General features: G+C 61.5%; 18 protein-coding genes. 11 read left to right on the plus strand and 7 right to left on the minus strand.

Annotation, left to right across the window (positions count from 1 at the left end; all coding sequences use genetic code 11):
- Positions 1 to 9 precede the first annotated feature (9 nt).
- Both ACZ9HU_RS04905 and ACZ9HU_RS04910 read left to right on the plus strand, forming a co-directional pair.
- Entirely contained in the window at positions 10 to 1,152 is a 1,143-nt protein-coding gene (locus tag ACZ9HU_RS04905) for a DUF47 family protein (protein WP_476102952.1), read from the plus strand.
- 29 nt (positions 1,153 to 1,181) lie between these two features.
- Complete coding sequence (locus tag ACZ9HU_RS04910) at positions 1,182 to 2,198, plus strand: inorganic phosphate transporter (RefSeq protein WP_476102954.1); 1,017 nt, start codon at positions 1,182 to 1,184, stop codon at positions 2,196 to 2,198.
- Positions 2,199 to 2,436: 238 nt separating this feature from the next.
- Here ACZ9HU_RS04910 and ACZ9HU_RS04915 read toward each other — a convergent pair whose 3' ends face one another.
- The 7 genes from ACZ9HU_RS04915 to ACZ9HU_RS04945 form a co-directional block, all read right to left on the minus strand.
- The gene (locus tag ACZ9HU_RS04915; RefSeq protein WP_476103071.1) at positions 2,437 to 2,943 is read right to left on the minus strand and encodes a c-type cytochrome; all 507 of its coding nucleotides are present in this window, start codon (positions 2,941 to 2,943) and stop codon (positions 2,437 to 2,439) included.
- Positions 2,944 to 2,960: 17 nt separating this feature from the next.
- Positions 2,961 to 3,503, minus strand: a complete 543-nt coding sequence (locus tag ACZ9HU_RS04920) for a methylamine dehydrogenase light chain (protein ID WP_476102956.1) — start codon at positions 3,501 to 3,503, stop codon at positions 2,961 to 2,963.
- 43 nt (positions 3,504 to 3,546) lie between these two features.
- Positions 3,547 to 4,146 carry a thioredoxin domain-containing protein gene (locus ACZ9HU_RS04925; protein ID WP_476102958.1) on the minus strand — a complete coding sequence of 200 codons (600 nt, stop codon included), beginning with the start codon at positions 4,144 to 4,146 and terminating at the stop codon, positions 3,547 to 3,549.
- A 4-nt stretch (positions 4,147 to 4,150) separates the two neighbouring features.
- The gene (locus ACZ9HU_RS04930; protein ID WP_476102961.1) at positions 4,151 to 4,723 is read right to left on the minus strand and encodes a MauE/DoxX family redox-associated membrane protein; all 573 of its coding nucleotides are present in this window, start codon (positions 4,721 to 4,723) and stop codon (positions 4,151 to 4,153) included.
- Positions 4,723 to 5,901 (minus strand): amine dehydrogenase large subunit, encoded by a 1,179-nt coding sequence (locus ACZ9HU_RS04935; protein WP_476102963.1) that lies wholly within the window; start codon positions 5,899 to 5,901, stop codon positions 4,723 to 4,725. The genes ACZ9HU_RS04930 and ACZ9HU_RS04935 overlap by 1 nt, the downstream gene beginning before the upstream one ends.
- 128 nt (positions 5,902 to 6,029) lie before the next feature.
- A complete protein-coding gene (locus ACZ9HU_RS04940; protein ID WP_476102965.1) occupies positions 6,030 to 7,280 on the minus strand; it encodes an MFS transporter in 1,251 nt (416 codons plus the stop codon).
- A gap of 69 nt (positions 7,281 to 7,349) precedes the next feature.
- Positions 7,350 to 8,018, minus strand: a complete 669-nt coding sequence (locus ACZ9HU_RS04945; protein WP_476102968.1) for a TetR/AcrR family transcriptional regulator — start codon at positions 8,016 to 8,018, stop codon at positions 7,350 to 7,352.
- Positions 8,019 to 8,237: 219 nt separating this feature from the next.
- Between ACZ9HU_RS04945 and ACZ9HU_RS04950 the strand changes: the two genes are divergently transcribed.
- From ACZ9HU_RS04950 to qhpE, 9 genes are all read left to right on the plus strand, one after another.
- Entirely contained in the window at positions 8,238 to 8,726 is a 489-nt protein-coding gene (locus ACZ9HU_RS04950) for a (2Fe-2S)-binding protein (RefSeq protein WP_476102970.1), read from the plus strand.
- Entirely contained in the window at positions 8,723 to 10,933 is a 2,211-nt protein-coding gene (locus ACZ9HU_RS04955) for a xanthine dehydrogenase family protein molybdopterin-binding subunit (protein WP_476102972.1), read from the plus strand. The genes ACZ9HU_RS04950 and ACZ9HU_RS04955 overlap by 4 nt, the downstream gene beginning before the upstream one ends.
- Before the next feature lie 213 nt (positions 10,934 to 11,146).
- Complete coding sequence (peaA, locus tag ACZ9HU_RS04960; protein ID WP_476102974.1) at positions 11,147 to 12,946, plus strand: quinohemoprotein amine dehydrogenase subunit alpha; 1,800 nt, start codon at positions 11,147 to 11,149, stop codon at positions 12,944 to 12,946.
- Entirely contained in the window at positions 12,943 to 14,394 is a 1,452-nt protein-coding gene (gene peaB / locus ACZ9HU_RS04965) for a quinohemoprotein amine dehydrogenase maturation protein (protein ID WP_476102976.1), read from the plus strand. Before peaA ends, peaB begins: the two co-directional genes overlap by 4 nt.
- The gene (gene qhpC, locus ACZ9HU_RS04970) at positions 14,391 to 14,729 is read left to right on the plus strand and encodes a quinohemoprotein amine dehydrogenase subunit gamma (protein ID WP_476102979.1); all 339 of its coding nucleotides are present in this window, start codon (positions 14,391 to 14,393) and stop codon (positions 14,727 to 14,729) included. The genes peaB and qhpC overlap by 4 nt, the downstream gene beginning before the upstream one ends.
- Positions 14,730 to 14,814: 85 nt before the next feature.
- Positions 14,815 to 15,927, plus strand: coding sequence for a YncE family protein (locus ACZ9HU_RS04975; protein ID WP_476102982.1), 1,113 nt, complete (start codon positions 14,815 to 14,817; stop codon positions 15,925 to 15,927).
- A 148-nt stretch (positions 15,928 to 16,075) separates the two neighbouring features.
- Complete coding sequence (locus tag ACZ9HU_RS04980) at positions 16,076 to 16,957, plus strand: hypothetical protein (RefSeq protein WP_476102986.1); 882 nt, start codon at positions 16,076 to 16,078, stop codon at positions 16,955 to 16,957.
- A 74-nt stretch (positions 16,958 to 17,031) separates the two neighbouring features.
- Positions 17,032 to 18,651: an ABC transporter ATP-binding protein gene (locus tag ACZ9HU_RS04985; protein ID WP_476102989.1), complete on the plus strand. Its 1,620-nt coding sequence runs from the start codon at positions 17,032 to 17,034 to the stop codon at positions 18,649 to 18,651.
- Entirely contained in the window at positions 18,644 to 19,306 is a 663-nt protein-coding gene (gene qhpE / locus ACZ9HU_RS04990) for a subtilisin-like serine protease QhpE (RefSeq protein ID WP_476102991.1), read from the plus strand. The genes ACZ9HU_RS04985 and qhpE overlap by 8 nt, the downstream gene beginning before the upstream one ends.
- Positions 19,307 to 19,383 lie beyond the last annotated feature (77 nt).

Raw genomic sequence — 19,383 nt, forward strand, 5'->3', positions numbered from 1 at the left:
TTCATTTTAATGACAAGGATAGTACCCATTCGTCAGATCGCCAGCCTGCCCTATCGACGCGTTGGTGATTCGCTCGACGCACCTGTTGAGGTACTTATGGTTACTTCGCGGGGCACCGGGCGTTGGGTTTTGCCCAAAGGCAATGCGATGAAGGGTCTGTCCGCCCATGCCGCCGCAGCGCAGGAAGCGTTTGAGGAAGCAGGGCTGGAAGGCGCGATTTGCCCAGTTCCTCTGGGCGATTACCGGTATCGCAAACAGTTAAAGTCGGGTGCCTCACTCCTTGTGGATGTGAGGGTTTTTCCGTTGGCCGTCACAACCGAACTTGACGAATGGCCCGAAGCAGGGCAGCGGACACGGCAATGGTTCCCGCTTTCCGAAGCGGCGGGCCTTGTTGATGAGCCAGAACTGCGCGCGCTGATGGTCCGGTTTCGGCCATCCGACTTTGCCGATTCGTCCGGCAAGCCAATCGTGGGCCGCAGTCTGGCACTGATGAGGGAAACTGTTCGAATGTTTCACTGGTTTCAGGCGCTGCTCCCCAAGCAGGGCAACTTCTTCGCGCTGTTTGAAGCCCATGTTGCCACGCTGACCGCTGGCAGCGACGCTCTGGCCCGCCTGCTTCAGGGCGGCGCCGGCATGAACCAACATATCCGCGAGATTGTCGAGCGCGAAGAAGAAGCCGACAATATCACGCGCGACGTGCTGACCACGGTACGCAAGACGTTCCTGACGCCTTTCGACCGCAGCGCGATCACCAGCCTGATCAGTTCGATGGACGATTCGATCGACCAGATGCAGCAGACCGCCGGCGCGGTCAGCCTGTATGAAGTGACCGAGTTCGAGCAGGAAATGCGCGACATGGCCGCCATCATCGTCGATTGCTCGCGCCTTCTGGCCGAAGCCATGCCGCTGCTGCGCAATGTCCACGCCAATGCGGCGCGCCTGCATGAGCTGACCGGGCGTATCGTGCAGATGGAAGGCCAGTCGGACGAAATCCATGCCAAGGGCCTGAAAAAGACCTTCAAGCAGCATGGCCAGAGCGCCCCGCTGACCTTCTTCATCCAGCGCGAAATCTACATTCACCTGGAAAAGGTGGTGGACCGTTTCGAGGACGTCGCCAACGAGATCGACGGTCTCGTGATCGACCACGCCTAAGATCACTGGCCCAAGGAGGCTGATACATCATGGACCATGTGATCGTGGCCATGCCCTTGATCATCGCCCTTGTGGCGCTGGCGCTGGCATTCGACTTTATCAACGGCCTGCATGACGCGGCCAATTCCATCGCCACGGTGGTGTCGACGAAACTGTTGACGCCGGTGCAGGCGGTGCTGTTTGCCGCCTTCTTCAACTTTGCCGCCTATTGGTTCTTTGGCCTCAAGGTCGCCGAAACCGTAGGCAAAGGCATCATCGACAAGGATGTGGTGACGCCGCATGTCATCTTCGGCGCCTTGGTGGGCGCGATGGCGTGGAACGTGTTCACCTGGATCAAGGGTATTCCGTCTTCGTCCAGCCACGCGCTGGTCGGCGGTCTGGTGGGTTCCGGCGTGATGCATGCGGGCACCAATGCGGTCGTGTGGGCCGGGATCATCAAGACCACCTCCTTCATCGCTCTGGCGCCTTTGCTGGGGATGATGGCGGCAATGACGTTGATGATGATCACCTCGTGGATCTTCATGAAGGCCACCGCCAAGAGCGCGGAAGGCGTCTTCAAGAAACTCCATCTGGTGTCGGCCGCGGCCTATTCACTGGGCCACGGCGCCAATGACGCGCAAAAGACCATGGGTATCATCAGCGTGCTGCTCTATTCACAGGGTATGCTCGAAGGTGGCTTCCACGTTCCGGGCTGGGTCGTGATCGGCTGCTATGTCGCCATGGGTCTGGGCACGCTGTCGGGCGGGTGGAAAATCATCGAAACCATGGGCAGCCGCATCACCAAGCTGTCGCATCATCAGGGCTTCTGCGCCTCGATGGGCGGTTCGCTGCTGCTGTTTGGCGCCACGGCTTTCGGTATTCCGGTTTCCACCACCCACACGATCACCGGCTGCATCATGGGCGTCGGCGCCGCCAAGCGCACCAGCGCGGTCCGCTGGGGCGTGGCGCAGCGTCTGGTTGTGGCATGGCTGGTGACCATTCCGGCGGCCGCGATCGTCGGTGCGGTGTTCTATCAGGTGGCTGTGTTGATCGATCACGCGTTTTAAGGGGTAAGGGATGATGCGAGGGTCTAGACCCTCGCGCTCCCGATACTGTCATTGTTGCGTGATGGGTTCGGCGGAATCTGATCTGCGCAGCGTTCAAATTTAAAAGCCTGCGGCGCTTTGGGGCTAGGCCTCTCCGCGCCGCAGGCTTTCATTTTATCGGCACAACGCACGCAAACCATGCGCCACTCAATAACGGGATTGCAAAGGGCCCCCGCCCTTTGCCCGCCGGAGGCAAATTCTAGCTCTTCTTCTCCCCCGGATAATTCAACCGCAACGACACCGGCGCATGACACTGTCGAATGGCATCGGACACATGCTTTGCGCGGGCGGCGGTCAGAGAGCCGGAGACCATCGGATGCGCCCGCTCGCGGGTCACTTCTTCGGCGGTAAAGGGCTGTGTCCCGACCGGCGCGCTATGTTCGCCCACGACAAAGATCATGTAATTGAGCATGTCGGCCAATTCAGCATTATCCGTGATCCGGCTATGCGCGATATTGGGCAGGCGGATGAGATAGGCGCGCGAGGCAGGCGTACACATCAGCCACCCCACCCTGCCCCGCAATTCGGGCAGAGCAGCAGGCGCTGAACGCCCATCCGGCCCATGGCAACCGCCACAATGTTCAACAAAATCAGACCGCGCCAGTTCCGGATCGCTGATCCCTCTGGCCGTGTCCGGCGTCGCCGCCACCGTCGCCGCCAAAACAGGCAGCGCCAGCAAGGAGCCAGCGCCGATCCATTTGACCATACTCACCCGCCCAATCCTCAAGCCGGGCCGACCATCACCGCCGTCGAGCAGTGATATTCCATGCTCTGCGTACCGAAACACCAGATGATGTTGTTGTTGAGTTGCGGCACGTAGAGCGGCGTTTCGCGATCCTGATTGTCGCACATGCACTGGGTGCACATCGGCTTGCCGCAGCAATCGCGATAGGCGATCATGTAGGCCTTGCCGTCCTCGGGATTGATACAGGTGCCAACCCACGACACCGGCGAGGATTCCGCCCCCGGCGGGCAGGTGTGGATACCACCGCCACAGCACGAACACAGCGCCCCGTCGATCGCGCAATAGCGCCAGTAATCGCATTTGGTGTCATCGACCGTTTGCGCTTTTCGGGCGAAATTGGTCTTGGCCTCCGGGCTGCGATCGGGCTTGGCGGCACCGGCGCGGCTGACGGGCAAGAGCGGGAAAGCAGGCGCCGCGACCAGCGCCGTGCCCAACCGGGCCAGCATACCCCGGCGCGACGTGCCGCCGGCAAAACGGCGCAGCAGCTTTTCGGCGGCGGCATCGGGATTGAACAGTTTCATCGGCAAACCCCCGTAGGAAGCTGAAAATCTAAAAAAAACGGCCTCAGCCAACGACCTTGAGCGAGGCGATGTAGTCCTGCACGCTCTTCACGCCCATTTCATGCGCGATGATCAGGCTTTCGAGATGCTCGCGGCTGTTGACCAGCCCCTTGGACAGAACCACGCCATCGGCATCCATCAACACCGCATAGGGCAGCTTGCCCACGGCGAAAGCCTGACCCACATCCGGGCCGTTGACGAAAGTATAAGCCTCAAGCCCCTGCTGCGCGATCAGCTTGCGCTGGACCGCCACATCATCGTCACCGATAAAGGCCAGATCGAGACGCTCATCCTTGGCAAAGCTCTTCGCCACAGGGATCAGCCCCTTGCACAGCGGGCACATGGCCGAAACGAACATCAACAGGCGCAGCGGCTTATCCTTGGCCGGGCCGCCGATGTGGACATGGCGGCCATTGATGTCATCGGCCTCGATCACCGGACTGCCCGAACCGACGGCGGGACCACCCGCCGTGGTCAGCGCGCCCGCCGGCGCCACCCGCATGTGCAAGACCCCCACCTGGCGCGCCAGCGCCAGCAGCGCCACCACCAGACCGGCGATAACCAGCCACGAAACAACCTGTGAAATGACCAGCGAAAGGATCATTCTCTTATCTCCGAGTGGGAAGCAAAGTGGCCGAAAGCGGGCTGGATTGCAGCGCCGCCAGTGCATTGAAAAGATGATAGCCCAACCAAACCGCCAGCGCCGCAACGATCACCGCCATCAGCGCCATGCCGCCGGGCAATTCCGCCCCCGACACCGCCAGAACCAGCAAAGGCAGAGCCAGCGCAATATTGCGAAACACCAGCAACCAGTTCAACGGCTGACGCAATTCGGCATGACCGCAACCGCAATCGATATGCCCGCGCCCGCGCCGCAGGTTCACCGCCATGGCCCAGCCAAAAAGGAGCAGGACTGCGCCCCCGACCAAATCTGCACCCCGGCCCAGAACCGGCATGACGGGCGACAGAAGCAACCCCAGACCAAGCGCCAACTCCGCCCAAGGCAACACCGCCGCAACCGGATTGACCAGTCCATCAGGCAGCAGGCGATAATTGGCCACCACGCCCGACAACAGGCGGCGATGGCGCCAATGGCTCAACCCGGCAAAGGTGAAGATCAGCCCCACCCCCAGAGCAAAGCCCAGCATCACCACCGACAGAAGCATGGCCGATGCCTGCATCAGGGCGCCTCCACCGTGCCGATAATGCCGCCGCCGATCTGGCCGATCTTTGGCCCCAGCGTCCAGGTGGACAGGTCGAGGATATAGCCATCATTGCGCATGGTGTTGATGAACAGCTTGGGCTTGTCGCCCTGCGTCACAGCGATATTGTCGATGTGATCTTCCAGCGGGAAACGCTTGACCACCTTCTTCGTGGACAAATCGACGTCCCAGATTTCCTCGCCCGGATCCTTCTGCGTCCAGAATTCGCCCATATGCATCAGCACATAAAGGTGGTTGCTGGCATGATGCCACGCGGTCAGCTGACGCCCGCCGGGCAGCCAGTTCACGTCAAGCGGCTTGGTATCGCCCGGACGCAGGCCGGCGGCGGCCTGAATGGAAAAGGGTGCGGCGATTTCCGGCTTCAGACCGATTTTCGCGGTATAGATCAGGCCGGTATAGCTGATGAACACAGCTTCCTTGCGCTTGATCGAGTAATTGAAGGCGTCAAACACCGGATCATTGGTGGCGTGAAAAAACGGCGCGCTGCGGGTGATCTCCGCCTTGCCCCCGCTCAGGTTAAGCGAGGCGAGCGAACCATCCGAGCAGACCGACACCAGTCCTTCGGGGATCGGCATCAGCCCGGCACAGCCCGGCAATTCCACATTGCGCGAAAACTTGCGCTTGACCAGATCGACGATGTTGACCGAAGCCGCCGGGGTCAGGTTGAAGATATAGGCGCTCTTGCCATCTTCGGAGAGCGCGAAATTGTTGACCTGCGCGCCAATGATCAGGCGGCCCGGAAAGGTCACTTCGGTCTGAAGCTTGAGGCTGTTGGCATCATAGATGGTCAACAGATCCTGACGCGTCCCGCGATTGCCCTTGGACCAGATGGTTTCGGACACGTAATAGAACTTGCCCGCCGGATCGATGGCCATGTCAGAGGAACGGCTGGTATCGACCATGCCCACCATCTTGCCGGTGGTGCTGTCCACGATCTGCGTGCCTGCGCTGTCAAACCCGCCGCGTACATAGAACCATTTCGGGCTGGGCGCGGGCAACGTGGCGACCGTGGCGGTTTCCGGCTCGGTCGGAACAGCCGCAGGCGCGACGCCTGCCGCCCCGATGGCCAGCCCCGCACCGGCCATCAGCAGACAGGCCGCGCGAAGGGCGAAAGCTTGCGAAGTTTGGCGAGACATCTGGCCGTAACCCTCCTTGAAAGTAATCTGTTTGCGGCGGAAACTGGCGGGCATCGCAATGTGTTCTGCCCCGCGCCTATCCCCCCGAAGATGCATCAGACTCGCAAAGGTTGGACGAGCGTCAAAATTTAATCAAGCCCCTTATCGCGCGCAAATGACACGAAACGCGCCGATTCAGAGCGAGGCCCTGCCCAATGCGCATAATGGCGTAAACCACCCGCTTCCTTTGCCCCCGGCCAGACCCATGCCACGATCACGGCCAGAACACCGGCCACCACCGCAAACCCTGCGCCCAACAACAATCCACCGTCCGGCAAGACCCACAACATGCCCGACCCCAGCGCCGGCCCTGCGCTCATCCCCAGATTATGGGTCGCCGCGACAAAGACGCGAAACCTTGGGTCCAGTCCCAGCGCACTGGCCAATCCCGAGCATCGGATGATGATCGCCGTCGATCCGATATTGAGCAAGACCATGGCCAGCACAAAACCCAAAGCGTCCCCCGGCCGGGTCAGGAACAGCGGCGCCAGCAAAGCCGCCCCCACCAGACAGGCCGTCACCGGCAAGGGCACCCGCAAACGCTCGCGCATGACCGCAATCGCCGTTGCCGCGCCAACCAGCGAGCCGATAGCCACCGCCCGCCCGATCAGCCCTTCGCTGTGCCCCGCCTGAACCGCCAAGGCGCCTGACAGGCTCCACACCATCATCGTCGCGCAAATGAACCAGAAATTGGCCCATGCCAAAGCCCAGCCCGCACGCGGCGTGGTGTCGCCTTGCGCCATAGACCTGACTTTCACCGCGCCTTCATCGGGCGCCACGCTCAAGGCCAGAACCGCGCCCAGAGGCACCAGCGCCAGAAAGGCCAAAGCCGCCCCCGCGCCCATCCGCCCCGCCATTTCCGGCAGGACCAGCGACAGCAATGTGGCCAGCATCAATTGCACCAACAATACGATTGCATAGGCACCCGTTGGCCGCCGGGACGCAAAGCCGCCCATCGCGCGGGCATAAACCGCCCCCATGCCCAACCCATACATCGCGCGCAGCGCCAGAACGCCCGGCAGGCCCAAGGCAAGTGGCGACAGAAACGCCGCCATCATCGCCCCCAGCGCCAGCACGATCACCGCGCGCATCGGCAGCCTTGGCCCCAGCCACCAAACACATAGCGCCGCGATGGCCGAAGCGGTCTGGGTCATGCCCACAACCCAACCGTGATGCCCCGTGTCCAATCCCGTGGCCGAGGAAAGCAGCGTCAGGAAAACCGGATCAATCGCAGGCTGCACACAGCCAAGAACCGCGGCCACCGGCAAGGCGCAACCGCGCGCCCATCGCCAGCCCACTTGTGGCGCAACCCGATTTCCAAGCATGAGTCCCAAACGCATGGCAAACCCCCTTTGCCCACCGCGAACAATCGCAACGGGCTGGTTCCTGCGTTGGAAGGCGCCGACGGATCAGGCCGTCTGGCTTGTTATCCCGGCAATCTCTGCCGAAGTGATCGTTTTGGCAAGTGAAACAAGCGCATGGGCGGCAATTGACGTATAGGCCACCATCCGGTCGGCCCAAGGCTTTTCAAAACCAAGGAAAGGTGTCGAACCTTCCATGCTGGCGCTGATATAGATGGCAACGGTGCGCACCTCATCCTCGGACAGGGCCGGGTTCAGAACGGCGACATATTCGCCAATGAAATCATGCACCCGTTGATAGAACCCGCGCACGCGGTCGGCGATGAATTCATTGTGATTGGCCAGCGCCCACAGCTCGGTAAACAGGCGCGTGGTGCGCTTGCCTGCAATGTCCTCCAGACAGATCACGATCAGCAGACGCAACCGCTCTTCCGTGGTCAGATCGGGTTGGCGGACGCGATCCTCCAACACCTTTTCATAATTGGCCAGCAATTCATCCAGCAACACCTGAACCAGCATTTCCTTGCGCGGAAAATGATAGGAGACGTTGCCCACCTTCATCCCGCAGGCCGCGGCAATGCGCCGAATCGTGAAAGCCGCCGCACCCTCATCGATCAACACCGAAAGAGCCGCCTTCAGGATCGCATCCACCGTCTCGGTCCCGCGCGAATAGGTGCCGGGGCGCGCGGTGCTGACGATGTCTTCCGATAGATCCATGGGGCTTCCTTCTCCTGGCGGCGCCATGCCACCGGCTTGCACATGATGCAACCTTCACAGCCACCCGGCTTGACGAAATCTTGAAGCACGTCCAGTATCACCGCAAGGGGAGAGGCGCAGGTTTTGTTGCGCGGCGTTCTTTCGCCTGCCTGACCCGCAGAACCGTGCGCGATGCGCCCGGCCCGCAACCGACGTAAGCCCAAGCTGGAGCCTTGAACCGTGAGCCAAGGAAAATACGCCCTGACCATCAACCGCAAGCCGGTGAGCGTGGCCGCCGATGCGGACAAGCCGCTGCTTTGGGTGCTGCGCGAAGAATTGAAGATGCCGGGAACCAAATTCGGCTGCGGTCAGGGGCTTTGCGGGGCCTGCACGGTCCTGCTCGACGGTCAGGCGGTGCGTTCGTGCCAGACGCCGATTTCGGCGGCGGCGGGCCATAAGATCACCACGATCGAAGGCGCCAGCGCCCTGCCCCAAGGCGCCAAACTGGTGCAGATGTGGCAGGAGATCGATGTGCCCCAATGCGGTTATTGTCAGGCGGGGCAGATCCTCTCGGCCACCGCGCTCTTGCTGGCCAACCCAAAGCCCAGTGATGAGGAGATCGATGCGGGCATGAATGGCAACCTGTGCCGCTGCGCAACTTATTTGCGCATCCGTCGCGCCATCAGGAAAGCGGCCGGAATGGCCGATGTGACGGGAGACGCCGCATGAGCGCCCCCACCATCAACCCGGCATTGGACCGCCGCGCCTTTATGGCCGCATCGCTGGTTGGCGCAGGCGCGCTGGCGTTCGAGGCGCATGTCGCGCTGGCCGATACGCCGGGGGCGGCTTTGGCGCAAACGCCGCTCAACGCCTTTATCCGCATCGGCGCGGATAATAAGGTGACCATCGGCGCCAAAAACCCGGAAATTGGTCAGGGTGTGCGCACCATGCTGCCCATGCTGATTGCCGAGGAACTCGATCTGGCGTGGGATCAGGTGGTGATCGAACCCACCCTTGCCAATGACAAGGTGTTTGGCGTGCAAAGCGCGGGCGGGTCGAATTCGACGCCCAACAACTGGCTGCCCATGCGGCAAGTCGGCGCAGCGGCGCGGGCGATGATCCTGAACGCGGCGGCCAAGGAATGGAGTGTCGAGGTTGGCACACTGACCACGGCGGCGGGTAAAGTCACCCATGCGGCATCGGGACGCAGCGCACCCTATGCCGCCTTTGCGCGCGGCGCGGCGGGCGAAACCGCGCCCGATCTGGCCAAGGTCGCGCTGAAAGATCCCTCGCGTTTTACCATCATCGGGCAATCCAAAGTCGGCGTGGACACGGTGGCCATCACGCGGGGCAAGCCCCTGTTCGGCATTGACGTCGATATGCCGGGCCTGCTGCATGGCGCGATTATCAAGGCCCCTGCCCATGGCGCCACCATCGCCACCCATGACGCCGGCGCTGCGCTGAAGCGTAAAGGCGTATTGGCGGTCATCCCGGTCAACAGCAATTCGGTGCCTCCCGGCAAATTCGACACGCTGGTTGTCGTCGCCGACAGTTGGTGGACCGCCAAGACCGCGCGCGATGCCGTCAAAGTGACGTGGGACGATGCAGCCCAAGTCGGCTTCTCAACCGAGGGTTACGACAAGGCCGCCGCCGCCGCCTTTATCGCCGGGCCGCAGGTGGCCCATGCCAAGAATGGCGATGCGGCCAAAGCCTTGGCAGACGCCGCCAAGACGGTCAGCGCCGACTACTCCTATCCCTTCCTTGCCCATGGCACGTTGGAGCCGCAAAATTGCACGGGCCGCTGGGTCGATGGCAAGCTGGAAATCTGGGCGCCCAGTCAGGCCCCCAACAATGGCCGCAATGATACCGCCGCCATGTTGGGCATGAAGGGCGAGGATATCACCATCCACCAGACGCGTATCGGCGGCGGATTTGGGCGACGGTTGCTCAATGACTATATGGTCATGGTGGGCCAAGTGGCCAAGGCCATGCCGGGCAAGCCGGTCAAGATCCTGTTCGACCGCACCGACGATCTGCGCAACGATTACTATCGCCCCGCAGGCTGGCACCGCTTTACCGCAGGGTTGGACGCCAAGGGCGATCTGGTGGCGTTCCGCGACCATTTCGTCAGCTTTGGCAAGGATGGGAAACCGATCCGCGCGGCGGAAATGAGCCCGTTCGAATTTCCGGTCAATGTTCTGGCCGATTCCGAAATCGGCGTCACCTATCTGCCCACCAATCTGGCGACGGGATGGCTACGCGCGCCGACATCCAACGCCATGGCCTTTGTCTATCAAAGCTTTATGGACGAAGTGGCCGAAGCCGCCTGGATTGATCTGCCCGAATTGATGCGCCGGACATTGGGCGCGCCGCGTGAATTGCCGGTCGTGCCGGGCCGCCCGATCATGCATTCGGGCCGCGCCCGCGCCGTTATCGATGGCGTGTGCAAAATGGCCAATTGGCAAGGCGGCAAACTGGCCCCCGGCGCCAAGGGTGAAAAGCGCGGGCGCGGCTTTGGCTTCTACTTCTGTCATCGCGGCTATTTTGCCGAAGTGGTCGATATCACCCTGACCGACGCCACCACCGTGCGCGTGGACAAGGTGTGGGCATGCGGCGACATTGGCAGCCAGATCATCAACCCGATCAACGCCCGTCATCAGGTTCAGGGTGCCGTCAACGAAGGCATCGGGCAAGCCTTGATCGAACAGAAGATCGAGCAAATCAAGGGCGTGGTTCAGGCCGAAAGCTTTGGCGACTTCCCCTTGATCCGCATGGAGCAGGCGCCCCGTGAAATTGCGGTCGAGTTCCTTAAAACCAATTATCCGCCAACGGGCCTTGGTGAACCTTCGCTGCCTCCGGTGATCCCGGCGCTGGCCAATGCGATCTATGCGGCAACGGGCAAGAGGTTGCGCGATTTGCCGCTGAAATTGACCTGAACTCCTTGAATTACAAAACGTAAAAGCCCGCCCCAAACGAAGCGTGAGGCGGGCTTTTTCTTGGGCTGTTCGGCATGGCTTGCGCCAAACTGCGTATCAGGAGAAAAGGCGCTTGAACGAATTTTGACACCCGTCCAATCTTTCCCCCGAAGCGGCGATTCATCGCGACAGTCTTTCAGCTTGCGAATTCCAGCTTGGGGGGAATTTTACGATATGGCCTTCCCGTCCGATCCCTCGGATAACGGCGCCACCGCGCCATCGACACCCGGCCTTTGGGCGCGTCGTCGCCTGGCCCTGCTGGGGCTGACCGCAACGGCTTTGGGCATGGCGGTTCTGCATGGCGCAGCCCCCGCCGTGGCACAGGCCGACGAACAGGCCGGTGAAAAGGAAGCGGGCATTCCCGTCACCGACAAGCTGGTCATCGACAAATGCGGCGCGTGCCACACCAATGACGGCAAGGGCAACCTGTCGCGCATTTCGTGGATGCGCACCACGCCCGAAGGGTGGGCACAGGCGATCCACCGCATGGTCAAGCTCAACGGTCTGGTCATCACCGCCGAGGACGCCAAAAAGGTCATCCGCTCGCTCTCGGCCAGCCATGGTCTGGCCCCGGACGAGGCAAAGCCGGTCATGTATCTGACCGAAAAGCGGGTGCTGGATGAAACCAACATTCCCAATGAAACTGTGCGTGCGGCCTGCGCCTCGTGCCACGCTTTTGCCCAGCCTTTGAGCTGGCGCCGGTCGGCCAATGAATGGAAGCTGCTTCAGGAATTCCACGTCGCGCTCTATTCGCAGGCCGAGGTGCAATATCGCCGCGGCGTCGACGAACATGGCATGCCGCAAGGTTACGGCGCACCGGCATCCAAGGGGCCGACGCCGGGCGAAGTCGCGCTGGAATATATGCGCAAGACCGCCCCGCTGCATTCGGCCGAATGGGCATCGTGGAGCGCGCGTATGCGCCCCGCCGCTCTGTCGGGCAAATGGCTGGTTTCCGCCGATCTGCCGGGCAAGGGTCGCTATGCCGGTTCCATGGTGATCGCGCCCAAAGGCGATGATTTCACCACCACGATCACGTTGAAATCTTTGAAGGATGGCTCGACCCTGACCCGCACGGGGACGGGCATCGTCTATTCGGGCTATTCATGGCGCGGCAAGTCCAAGGGCACGGGCGACATGACCGCCCCGGACGCTCCGGCGCATGAAGCCCGCGAAACCATGTGGTTCGCCCCCGATCAGAAGTCGGCCGCCGGTCGTTGGTATTGGGGCGCGTATGAAGAGTTCGGCTTTGACGTCAAACTGACCCGCGCCACCGCCGAACCAACCATCGCCAGCGTCACGCCCGACGCGGTCAAGGTGGGCACGGCGGGCGCCGAATTGCACATCATCGGCGACAAACTGCCCACCAAGCTGGCCCTGTCGGACATCACGCTGGGCAAGGGCGTCGTGGCGAAAAAGATCGTGTCGGCCAGCGCCGATGAGATCGTGCTGAGCGTCGATGTCGCATCCGATGCCACCGTGGGCGCGCATGACGTGGCCATTGGCGGCGCGGTGCTGGAAAAGGCGCTGCCGATCTATAAAAAGGTCGATTACATCAAGGTCACGCCGGAAACCTCATTGGCGCGTCTGGGTGGCAGCGAGAAGCACCCCAAGGGATACCTGCAATTCGAAGCCATTGGTTATGACAAGGGCGCCGACGGCAAGGCAGGCACCGCCGATGACGTGGCGATCGGGCCGATCGACGCCAGTTTCTCGATGGGTGAATTCCCCTCGGTCTATTACGATGATGACGTGAATTTCGTCGGCAAGCTTTCGACCGCTGGCTTCTTCACGCCGAACATCGATGGCCCCAATCCGCAACGCAAGTGGAACCGCAACAATTATGGCGAAGTCTGGGTGACCGCGACCGCCAAGACGGAAAAGGGCGCCGATGGCAAGCCCCTAACCGCCAAGGCCTTTATGGTCGTCACCGTGCCTGCCTATAAGCGCTGGGATCAGCCGGAGGTGAATCAGTGAGCGTTCCTTTGAACCACACCTATCGCAGCGGCGAAGTCCACCGCTTTGACGCCCAGGGTCAGGATTTCATCTACCTCGTTTCGGCGGGCGCCATCTTTGCGCTCGACGGTGCGGTGGGCGAAGTGCTGGCCATGCTGGACGCAGGCGAAATGGCCCATGCTGATCTGATCGCCGCTCTGACCGGGTCGGGTTACAGCGCGGTGGATGCCGAGGATCTGGTGCGCGAGCTTCGCCTTGCCCGCGTGATCGTTTCGGATCAGACCGTCGCGGCCCCCGCCCCGGCCAAGCCGGAGGGCGATTATCCGCTTCAGGCACTGGTGCTCAACATCACAAACCAGTGCAATCTGGCCTGCACCTATTGCTATGAATTTGGCGCGGACAAGATCGCCACGCCCAATGGCAAGCCCAAGTATATGACGATCGATACAGCCAAAGCGTCGGTCGATCTGCTGCTGGCACAATCGGGCGGTCGCCCGGCGGTGCATATTACCTTCTTTGGCGGCGAAACTTTGATGAACTTTCCGCTTTTGCGGCAAGTCGTCGCCTATGCAACGGATCAGGCCACGGCCCAGGGTCGCACCATAACCTTCAGCCTGACCACCAATGCCACGCTGCTGACCGACGAGATCATCGAGTTTCTGGCGACCGAACAAATCGGCGTCACGGTCAGCATCGACGGCCCCAAGGAGATGCAGGACAAGCGCCGCGTCTATAAAAGCGGCAAGGGCAGCTATGATGTCATCGAGCCCAAGCTGCGCAAGCTGATCGCCCGCCACCGCACCCGCGCCATCACGGCGCGCGTGACGCTGAGCCAGGGCGTGACCGATGTGGTCAAGATTTTCCGCCATCTGCGCGAAGACATTGGTTTCCACGAAGTCGGGTTCGCTCCGGTGACGGAATCGGGTGAACAGGCCTATTCGCTGGGCGAAGAAGGCATGGTGACGGTGCTGGAGCAATTCCATCAACTGGCCGACGAATGGCTGGACTATGCGTTGAAGGGCCGGATGCACGGCTTTTCCAACGTATCGGAAACCATTGGCGAACTGGTTCAGGGCACCAACAAGAGCCACCCCTGCGGGGCGGGTCTGGGCCTGTTGGGCGTCTCGCCTTCGGGTGATCTGTCGCCCTGCCATCGCTTTACCGATGCCGACAGCCATGTGATGGGCCACGTTTCATCGGGTATCGACCGCAAGGCGCAGGGCGAATTCCTGACCAAGGGCCATGTCGGCGCCAAGTATGAATGCCAGTCCTGTTGGGCGCGGCCTTTGTGCGCGGGCGGATGCCATCACGAAGCCTTTGTCCGCTATGGCGACACGGGCCATGCCAATCTGCATTATTGCGACTGGATCCGCGAATGGACCGACACCTGCCTGAAAATTCAGGGGGCGCTGGCGGTGCAAAATCCCGAATTCCTTGAAAAGTTTGCCGAAAGAAAGGGCCTGTCATGAAGCATTTGCGCCCCATCAACCAGAAGGCCAAGGCGATTGACGAAAGCGTGACCGCGCAAACCGCGGCCATGCAGGACGATGTCGTGGCCCTGCAACAGGTTCGCCCGCATGTGCCGATGGGCTGTACCCTGTCCTTTTCGCCTGGTTGGGAAGTGGATGCCAGCGGCGGCACAGCGGGCCTGTGCCAGCCTGTCGAACGTGACATTTATGACTGTTACGTCACCTGCTTCTGGCCGGTTCAGGTGCCCGACCACGTCAATTACTCGCCCGATTGGGCCAGCAATTGCTCGGCGGCGGCCAAGGACTGGCGCAGCCTGGACATCATCTTTCCGTGATGAGGGGGTGCGCGCGGTCGGGTTACGCCGGGCCGCGCGCTGCTCCCGTCATTCTCGCGACCTTTCTTATGAAAGAGCCTGCCGCATGACGTATTCTCGCTCTGGCATTTCTTTCCGCCTCTCGCGGCGTTTGGCCGGCGCCTTGCTCGCCACGCTGCCGGTGGCCGCCGCCGCCGCCCCCATCGTGATGGGCACCTATCCCGACAAGCTGTTTGTGGTGGACGAAGCCACGGGCAAGATCAACGAGCATATCAAGCTTGATACGGGCCTGCCCACCAACCTGCGCATGTCGAATGATCACAAGCGGATCTATGTGACCACCAACACGACCGGCGGGATCGAAGTTCTCGACGCCGCGACGCGTAAGGTGATCAACAAGTTCAGCCTGAACACGCCGACGACGAAATATCGTTTTACCGGCGGCGTGCCCGATCCTTCGAACAAATATTACTACACCATCATGATGACCATCGACAAAGCGGTGGATCGTTACAAGGTGAGCAAGTGGCAATATGCCACCATCGATCTGGCGCAGAAGAAGGTGGTCAAGACCGTCGACCTGCCCGACGAGGACAATACGCTCAACGCCGCGCGCGCACATATGATGGTCTCGCCCGATGGCAAGCTGCTCTATCTGTTCCGCGACAAGGTGATCATCCTCAACACCTCTGACTTCAAGGTCGTCGATCGCATCGACATGGCCAAGCCCGAAGGTTCGGGGCTGGAGCAGAACAGCTTTGGCGGCGGCGTGGAATTGCTGCGCAACAATGACGAATATGTCTCGCTGTTCACCGCAGCCGACCCGTATATTCACAACAAGATCTTTGGCATCGGCCGTTTCAAACTGGCGTCCAAGAGCTTTGATTTCACCCCCATCGGCCCGGCTCCGTATCAGATGGCGGGTCTGCAAATCACGCCCGATGGCAAGGACGGCTATACCGTCACCACCCAGGGCACGACCGGCAACAAGCGCTGCGAATTCTGGCACTTTGACCTTGGCGCGAACAAGGTCGTGGACAAAGCCGAATTCCCGTGCCGTTCGCGTTTCCAGTTCGGCATGTCGAGCGATGGCAAGAAGCTCTACATCTATGGCGCCAGCTATGACATCGAAGTCTATGACGCCAAGACGCTGAAATGGGACAAGACGTGGAACCTGGACGCTGACGCCACGATGGCGGGCATGGTTTTCGCGCAATAATCCCATGTTGCAGGAGGAGCCCCTTTCGCCGACGTCCTCAAGCCAAAGCATATTGGTGCGTGGCGGCGGGTTGGCAGGGGCTTGCGCCGCGCATTTGCTGCGCGCGCACGGATTTGCGATTGCGCATGAACCGGTACGGCGTTCACCCGTGCCGGTTATCATGCTTTCCGATGCGGCGCTCGGCCTGATCCGCGATGCCTTTGGCCGTCAGGATTTGTTTGCGCAACATCACCGCATCACCACCCGCGTGGTGCGTTGGGGCGGCGATGCGGTCACCATGCCGCATGGCGCGGTGGTGGTTTCGGAAAATGACCTGATTTCGGCATTGGGCGGTGAACTGGTGGCGGATGTGGATGTCGCTGCGCCTATCATGGCGCTACATTGCGCCCCGCCCTTTCCCGAAGAAAACCTGATGCGCTTTGGCCAAAGGCGGGCCATGGCGGCGCGCGTCTTGCTTCGCGCCGGGGCCGATTATGCCTGTTGCCATGTCGAGGCTGTGGCGCGGGGCTGGCTGTTTCTGATCCCTTCGGGGCCGAAGGACTGCTGGCTGCTGGGTGTTGGCGCGCCGCTCGAAAAATTGCTCGAAGACAGCGTTTTGGTGGCTCCGCAAATTGCCGGATTGGGGGAAAGTTCGCCCGGATTTGAAACCGCCCCGCGGCAACTGGCGCGCCTTGCCGGGCCGGACTGGCTGGCCTGCGGCATGTCGGCCATCGCGTTTGACCCGATCTGCGGCGATGGCAGCGCGCAATCCGTGCGCGAGGCGATTCTGGCCGCCGCCGTCATCGCCCATCGGGGTGATCGTGATGCGCTGGCGACGCATTACCATTCCATGCTGACCGCTTCGCTGCGCCGACATATCCAGATTTCGGGCCAATTTTATGCCACAGGCGGCGATACGCCATGGTGGCGAGAACAGGTTGCCGCGCTGTCCCAAGGCTATGCGTGGACCACACAACAACTGGCGCATTTGCCAGAGCCGCGCTATCTGTTGCGCGGGTTTCAACTGATTGAACGGGAGGCCGCGACCTGAACGCGCCGCATAACGCCGTACACGCCTCTCCACCTCCTGCCCCATGGTCCGCCTATAAACGGTTATGGCCCTATTTGCGGCCTTATCTTCCGCGCCTGCCCGCAGTCGTGCTGGTCAGTCTGGCGGCAACGGGATTAAGTCTGGCCCAACCCTATATTTCCAAGCTGATGATCGATGGCGCGCTTATGCGCCACGACATGAACGTGCTGTGGCAAGTGGCCGGATTGATGCTGGGGGCCACGGTCGGCTCCTATGTCCTCAACATTCTGGCCAGTTGGCTGCATGTCTCGCTCTCGGCGGCGATGCTGTTCGACATCCGGGTCGCGGTGCTGGCGCATTTGCAAAAGCTGTCGCCCCGCTTCTTTGGCCGCTTCCGCCTTGGCGATTTGATGAGCCGCCTTAACAGCGACGTGTCGGACATTCAGCGCGTGGCGGGCGATACGCTGCTGGCCGCCCTTGCCAATCTGCTGTTCCTGATCGGCAGTGTGGCGCTGATGCTATGGCTCGATTGGCGGCTGTTCATTGTGGGCGTGGTGCTGGTGCCGCTGGCGGTAGGGGCTTTCCTGCGCGCGCAAAAGCGTCTGACCGACTTGTCGCGGCAAATGCGCGAGGCCGGGGCCGATATCGGCAGCCTTCTGGTCGATACGATCATGGGCATGCGGACTGTCGTGGCGCTGGGCGCGGAGCAGCGTGAGCGTCAAAGATTTGCCACCGCCAATGGTGGTTTTGTGCGCGCCATGTTGCGGATGCAGGTGACGTCTTTCCTATCTGGCGCTGTTCCGGGAACTTTGCTCAGCGCATCAACCGCAGGGGCGATGCTGTGGGGCGGCTATGAGATCACCGCAGGGCGCATGACAATCGGCACGCTGGTTGCCTTTCTGGCCTATCAGCAGCGGCTTTTTGCGCCCATTCAGGGTCTGCTCGGCCTTTCCGCCACATTGGCCCAGACGCGGGTGGCATTGGCCCGCATCTTTGAATTGATGGACACAAAGCCGGAGGTGGATGAGGCGCAAAACCCGCATCCCCTTAACGCCATTACGCGCGAGATTCGGTTTGAACATGTCACGCTGTCGCACGGTCGCAATCCGGTGCTTCGCGACGCCCATTTCGTCATTCCGGCGGGCGCCTTTTGCGCGATCCTTGGGCCAAGCGGGGCGGGCAAGTCGACCATGGCGGATCTGATGGTGCGTATGATCGATCCCGATGGCGGGCGGGTGTCGATTGATGGGCATGATCTGCGCGATCTGGCGCTGGGTGATCTGCGCCGCGCGATGCTGTTGGTGGAACAGACGCCTTTCCTGTTCAACGCGACGCTCTATGCCAATATCACCTTTGGTCTTGACGATCCGGGCCACGAAGCGGTTGTGGCCGCCGCCCATGATGCGGGGCTGGAAGGCTTGCTGGCCCGTCTGCCGCAAGGTTTGGAAACCCCGGTAGGGGAACGCGGTCTGGCCATGTCGGCGGGGGAAAGGCAACGCGTAGCCTTGGCGCGGGCCTTGTTGCGCAAACCTTCGGCGCTGATCCTTGATGAACCCACCGCCGCGCTGGATGGAGAAACCGAAGCGCTGATCGCCGCCAGCCTGCGCCGCGCCCTGCCCGATGCCACGTTGATCGTCATCACCCACAAACCGGCGCTGACGCAACTGGCCGATATGACCATTACGCTCAAGGATGGCGTTACGATCGATGGCTGATCGCGTTCTGGTCGCCGTGATCGACAGCGGCGTGCATCCCGATCACCCCCATATCATGGCGGACCGCCTGTGCCCCGGTTTCGCCATTGGATCGGACGGCGTGATCCTTGAACAAGGCGCCATACCTCTGGACCGCCTGGGTCACGGCACGGCCGTCACCGCCGCCATTCAGGAAAAGGCGCCCGAGGCCGACATCCTGCCCATCCGTGTGTTCCATGATGCCTTGAGGGGCAGCGCGCTGGCTCTTGTCACCGCGATAGACATTGCCGCCAGCCAAGGCGCCACGATCATCAATCTCAGCCTTGGCACCACCAATGTGGCGCACGCGCCGCTGTTTGCGACGGCCATTTCCAAGGCGGCCAACGCCCTTATTCTGGCTGCGGCCGAGGCGGATGGCGCGTCTTGCCTGCCTGGATCCCTGCCCGGTGTACTGGGCGTCGGGCTGGATTGGGATATTGCGCGCGAAAGCTGGCAATGGCGGGATGGACAGCTTTTTGCCAGCGGATACCCTCGCCCCATTCCCGGTGTGCCGCAAAGGCGCAATCTCTATGGCATCAGCTTTGCCGTTGCGCAGGCCAGCGGTCTTGCCGCAAAACTGGCCCAAGACATGCCCAATCCCAACCGATCCGCATTGATCGCCGCGCTCTCGGCCTGAACACCACATGCCAATCTGAAAAAACACCCCCATGGCGCAAACCATGGGGGTTTTAGTTTACCTTCGCAGGGTGAACT

The sequence above is a fragment of the Novosphingobium sp. Sphag1I genome, from assembly GCF_056279125.1.

Coding starts and splice junctions, on each gene's coding strand:
- ACZ9HU_RS04905 (WP_476102952.1), top strand. CDS start 10: ATGACAAGGATAGTACCCATTCGTCAGATCGCCAGCCTGCCCTATCGA.
- ACZ9HU_RS04920 (WP_476102956.1), bottom strand. CDS start 3,503: ATGAAACTGTTCAATCCCGATGCCGCCGCCGAAAAGCTGCTGCGCCGT.
- ACZ9HU_RS04945 (WP_476102968.1), bottom strand. CDS start 8,018: ATGGATCTATCGGAAGACATCGTCAGCACCGCGCGCCCCGGCACCTAT.
- ACZ9HU_RS04975 (WP_476102982.1), top strand. CDS start 14,815: ATGACGTATTCTCGCTCTGGCATTTCTTTCCGCCTCTCGCGGCGTTTG.
- ACZ9HU_RS04935 (WP_476102963.1), bottom strand. CDS start 5,901: ATGTCTCGCCAAACTTCGCAAGCTTTCGCCCTTCGCGCGGCCTGTCTG.
- ACZ9HU_RS04930 (WP_476102961.1), bottom strand. CDS start 4,723: ATGCAGGCATCGGCCATGCTTCTGTCGGTGGTGATGCTGGGCTTTGCT.
- qhpE (WP_476102991.1), top strand. CDS start 18,644: ATGGCTGATCGCGTTCTGGTCGCCGTGATCGACAGCGGCGTGCATCCC.
- ACZ9HU_RS04955 (WP_476102972.1), top strand. CDS start 8,723: ATGAGCGCCCCCACCATCAACCCGGCATTGGACCGCCGCGCCTTTATG.
- peaA (WP_476102974.1), top strand. CDS start 11,147: ATGGCCTTCCCGTCCGATCCCTCGGATAACGGCGCCACCGCGCCATCG.
- ACZ9HU_RS04915 (WP_476103071.1), bottom strand. CDS start 2,943: ATGGTCAAATGGATCGGCGCTGGCTCCTTGCTGGCGCTGCCTGTTTTG.
- ACZ9HU_RS04940 (WP_476102965.1), bottom strand. CDS start 7,280: ATGCGTTTGGGACTCATGCTTGGAAATCGGGTTGCGCCACAAGTGGGC.
- ACZ9HU_RS04910 (WP_476102954.1), top strand. CDS start 1,182: ATGGACCATGTGATCGTGGCCATGCCCTTGATCATCGCCCTTGTGGCG.
- qhpC (WP_476102979.1), top strand. CDS start 14,391: ATGAAGCATTTGCGCCCCATCAACCAGAAGGCCAAGGCGATTGACGAA.
- ACZ9HU_RS04925 (WP_476102958.1), bottom strand. CDS start 4,146: ATGATCCTTTCGCTGGTCATTTCACAGGTTGTTTCGTGGCTGGTTATC.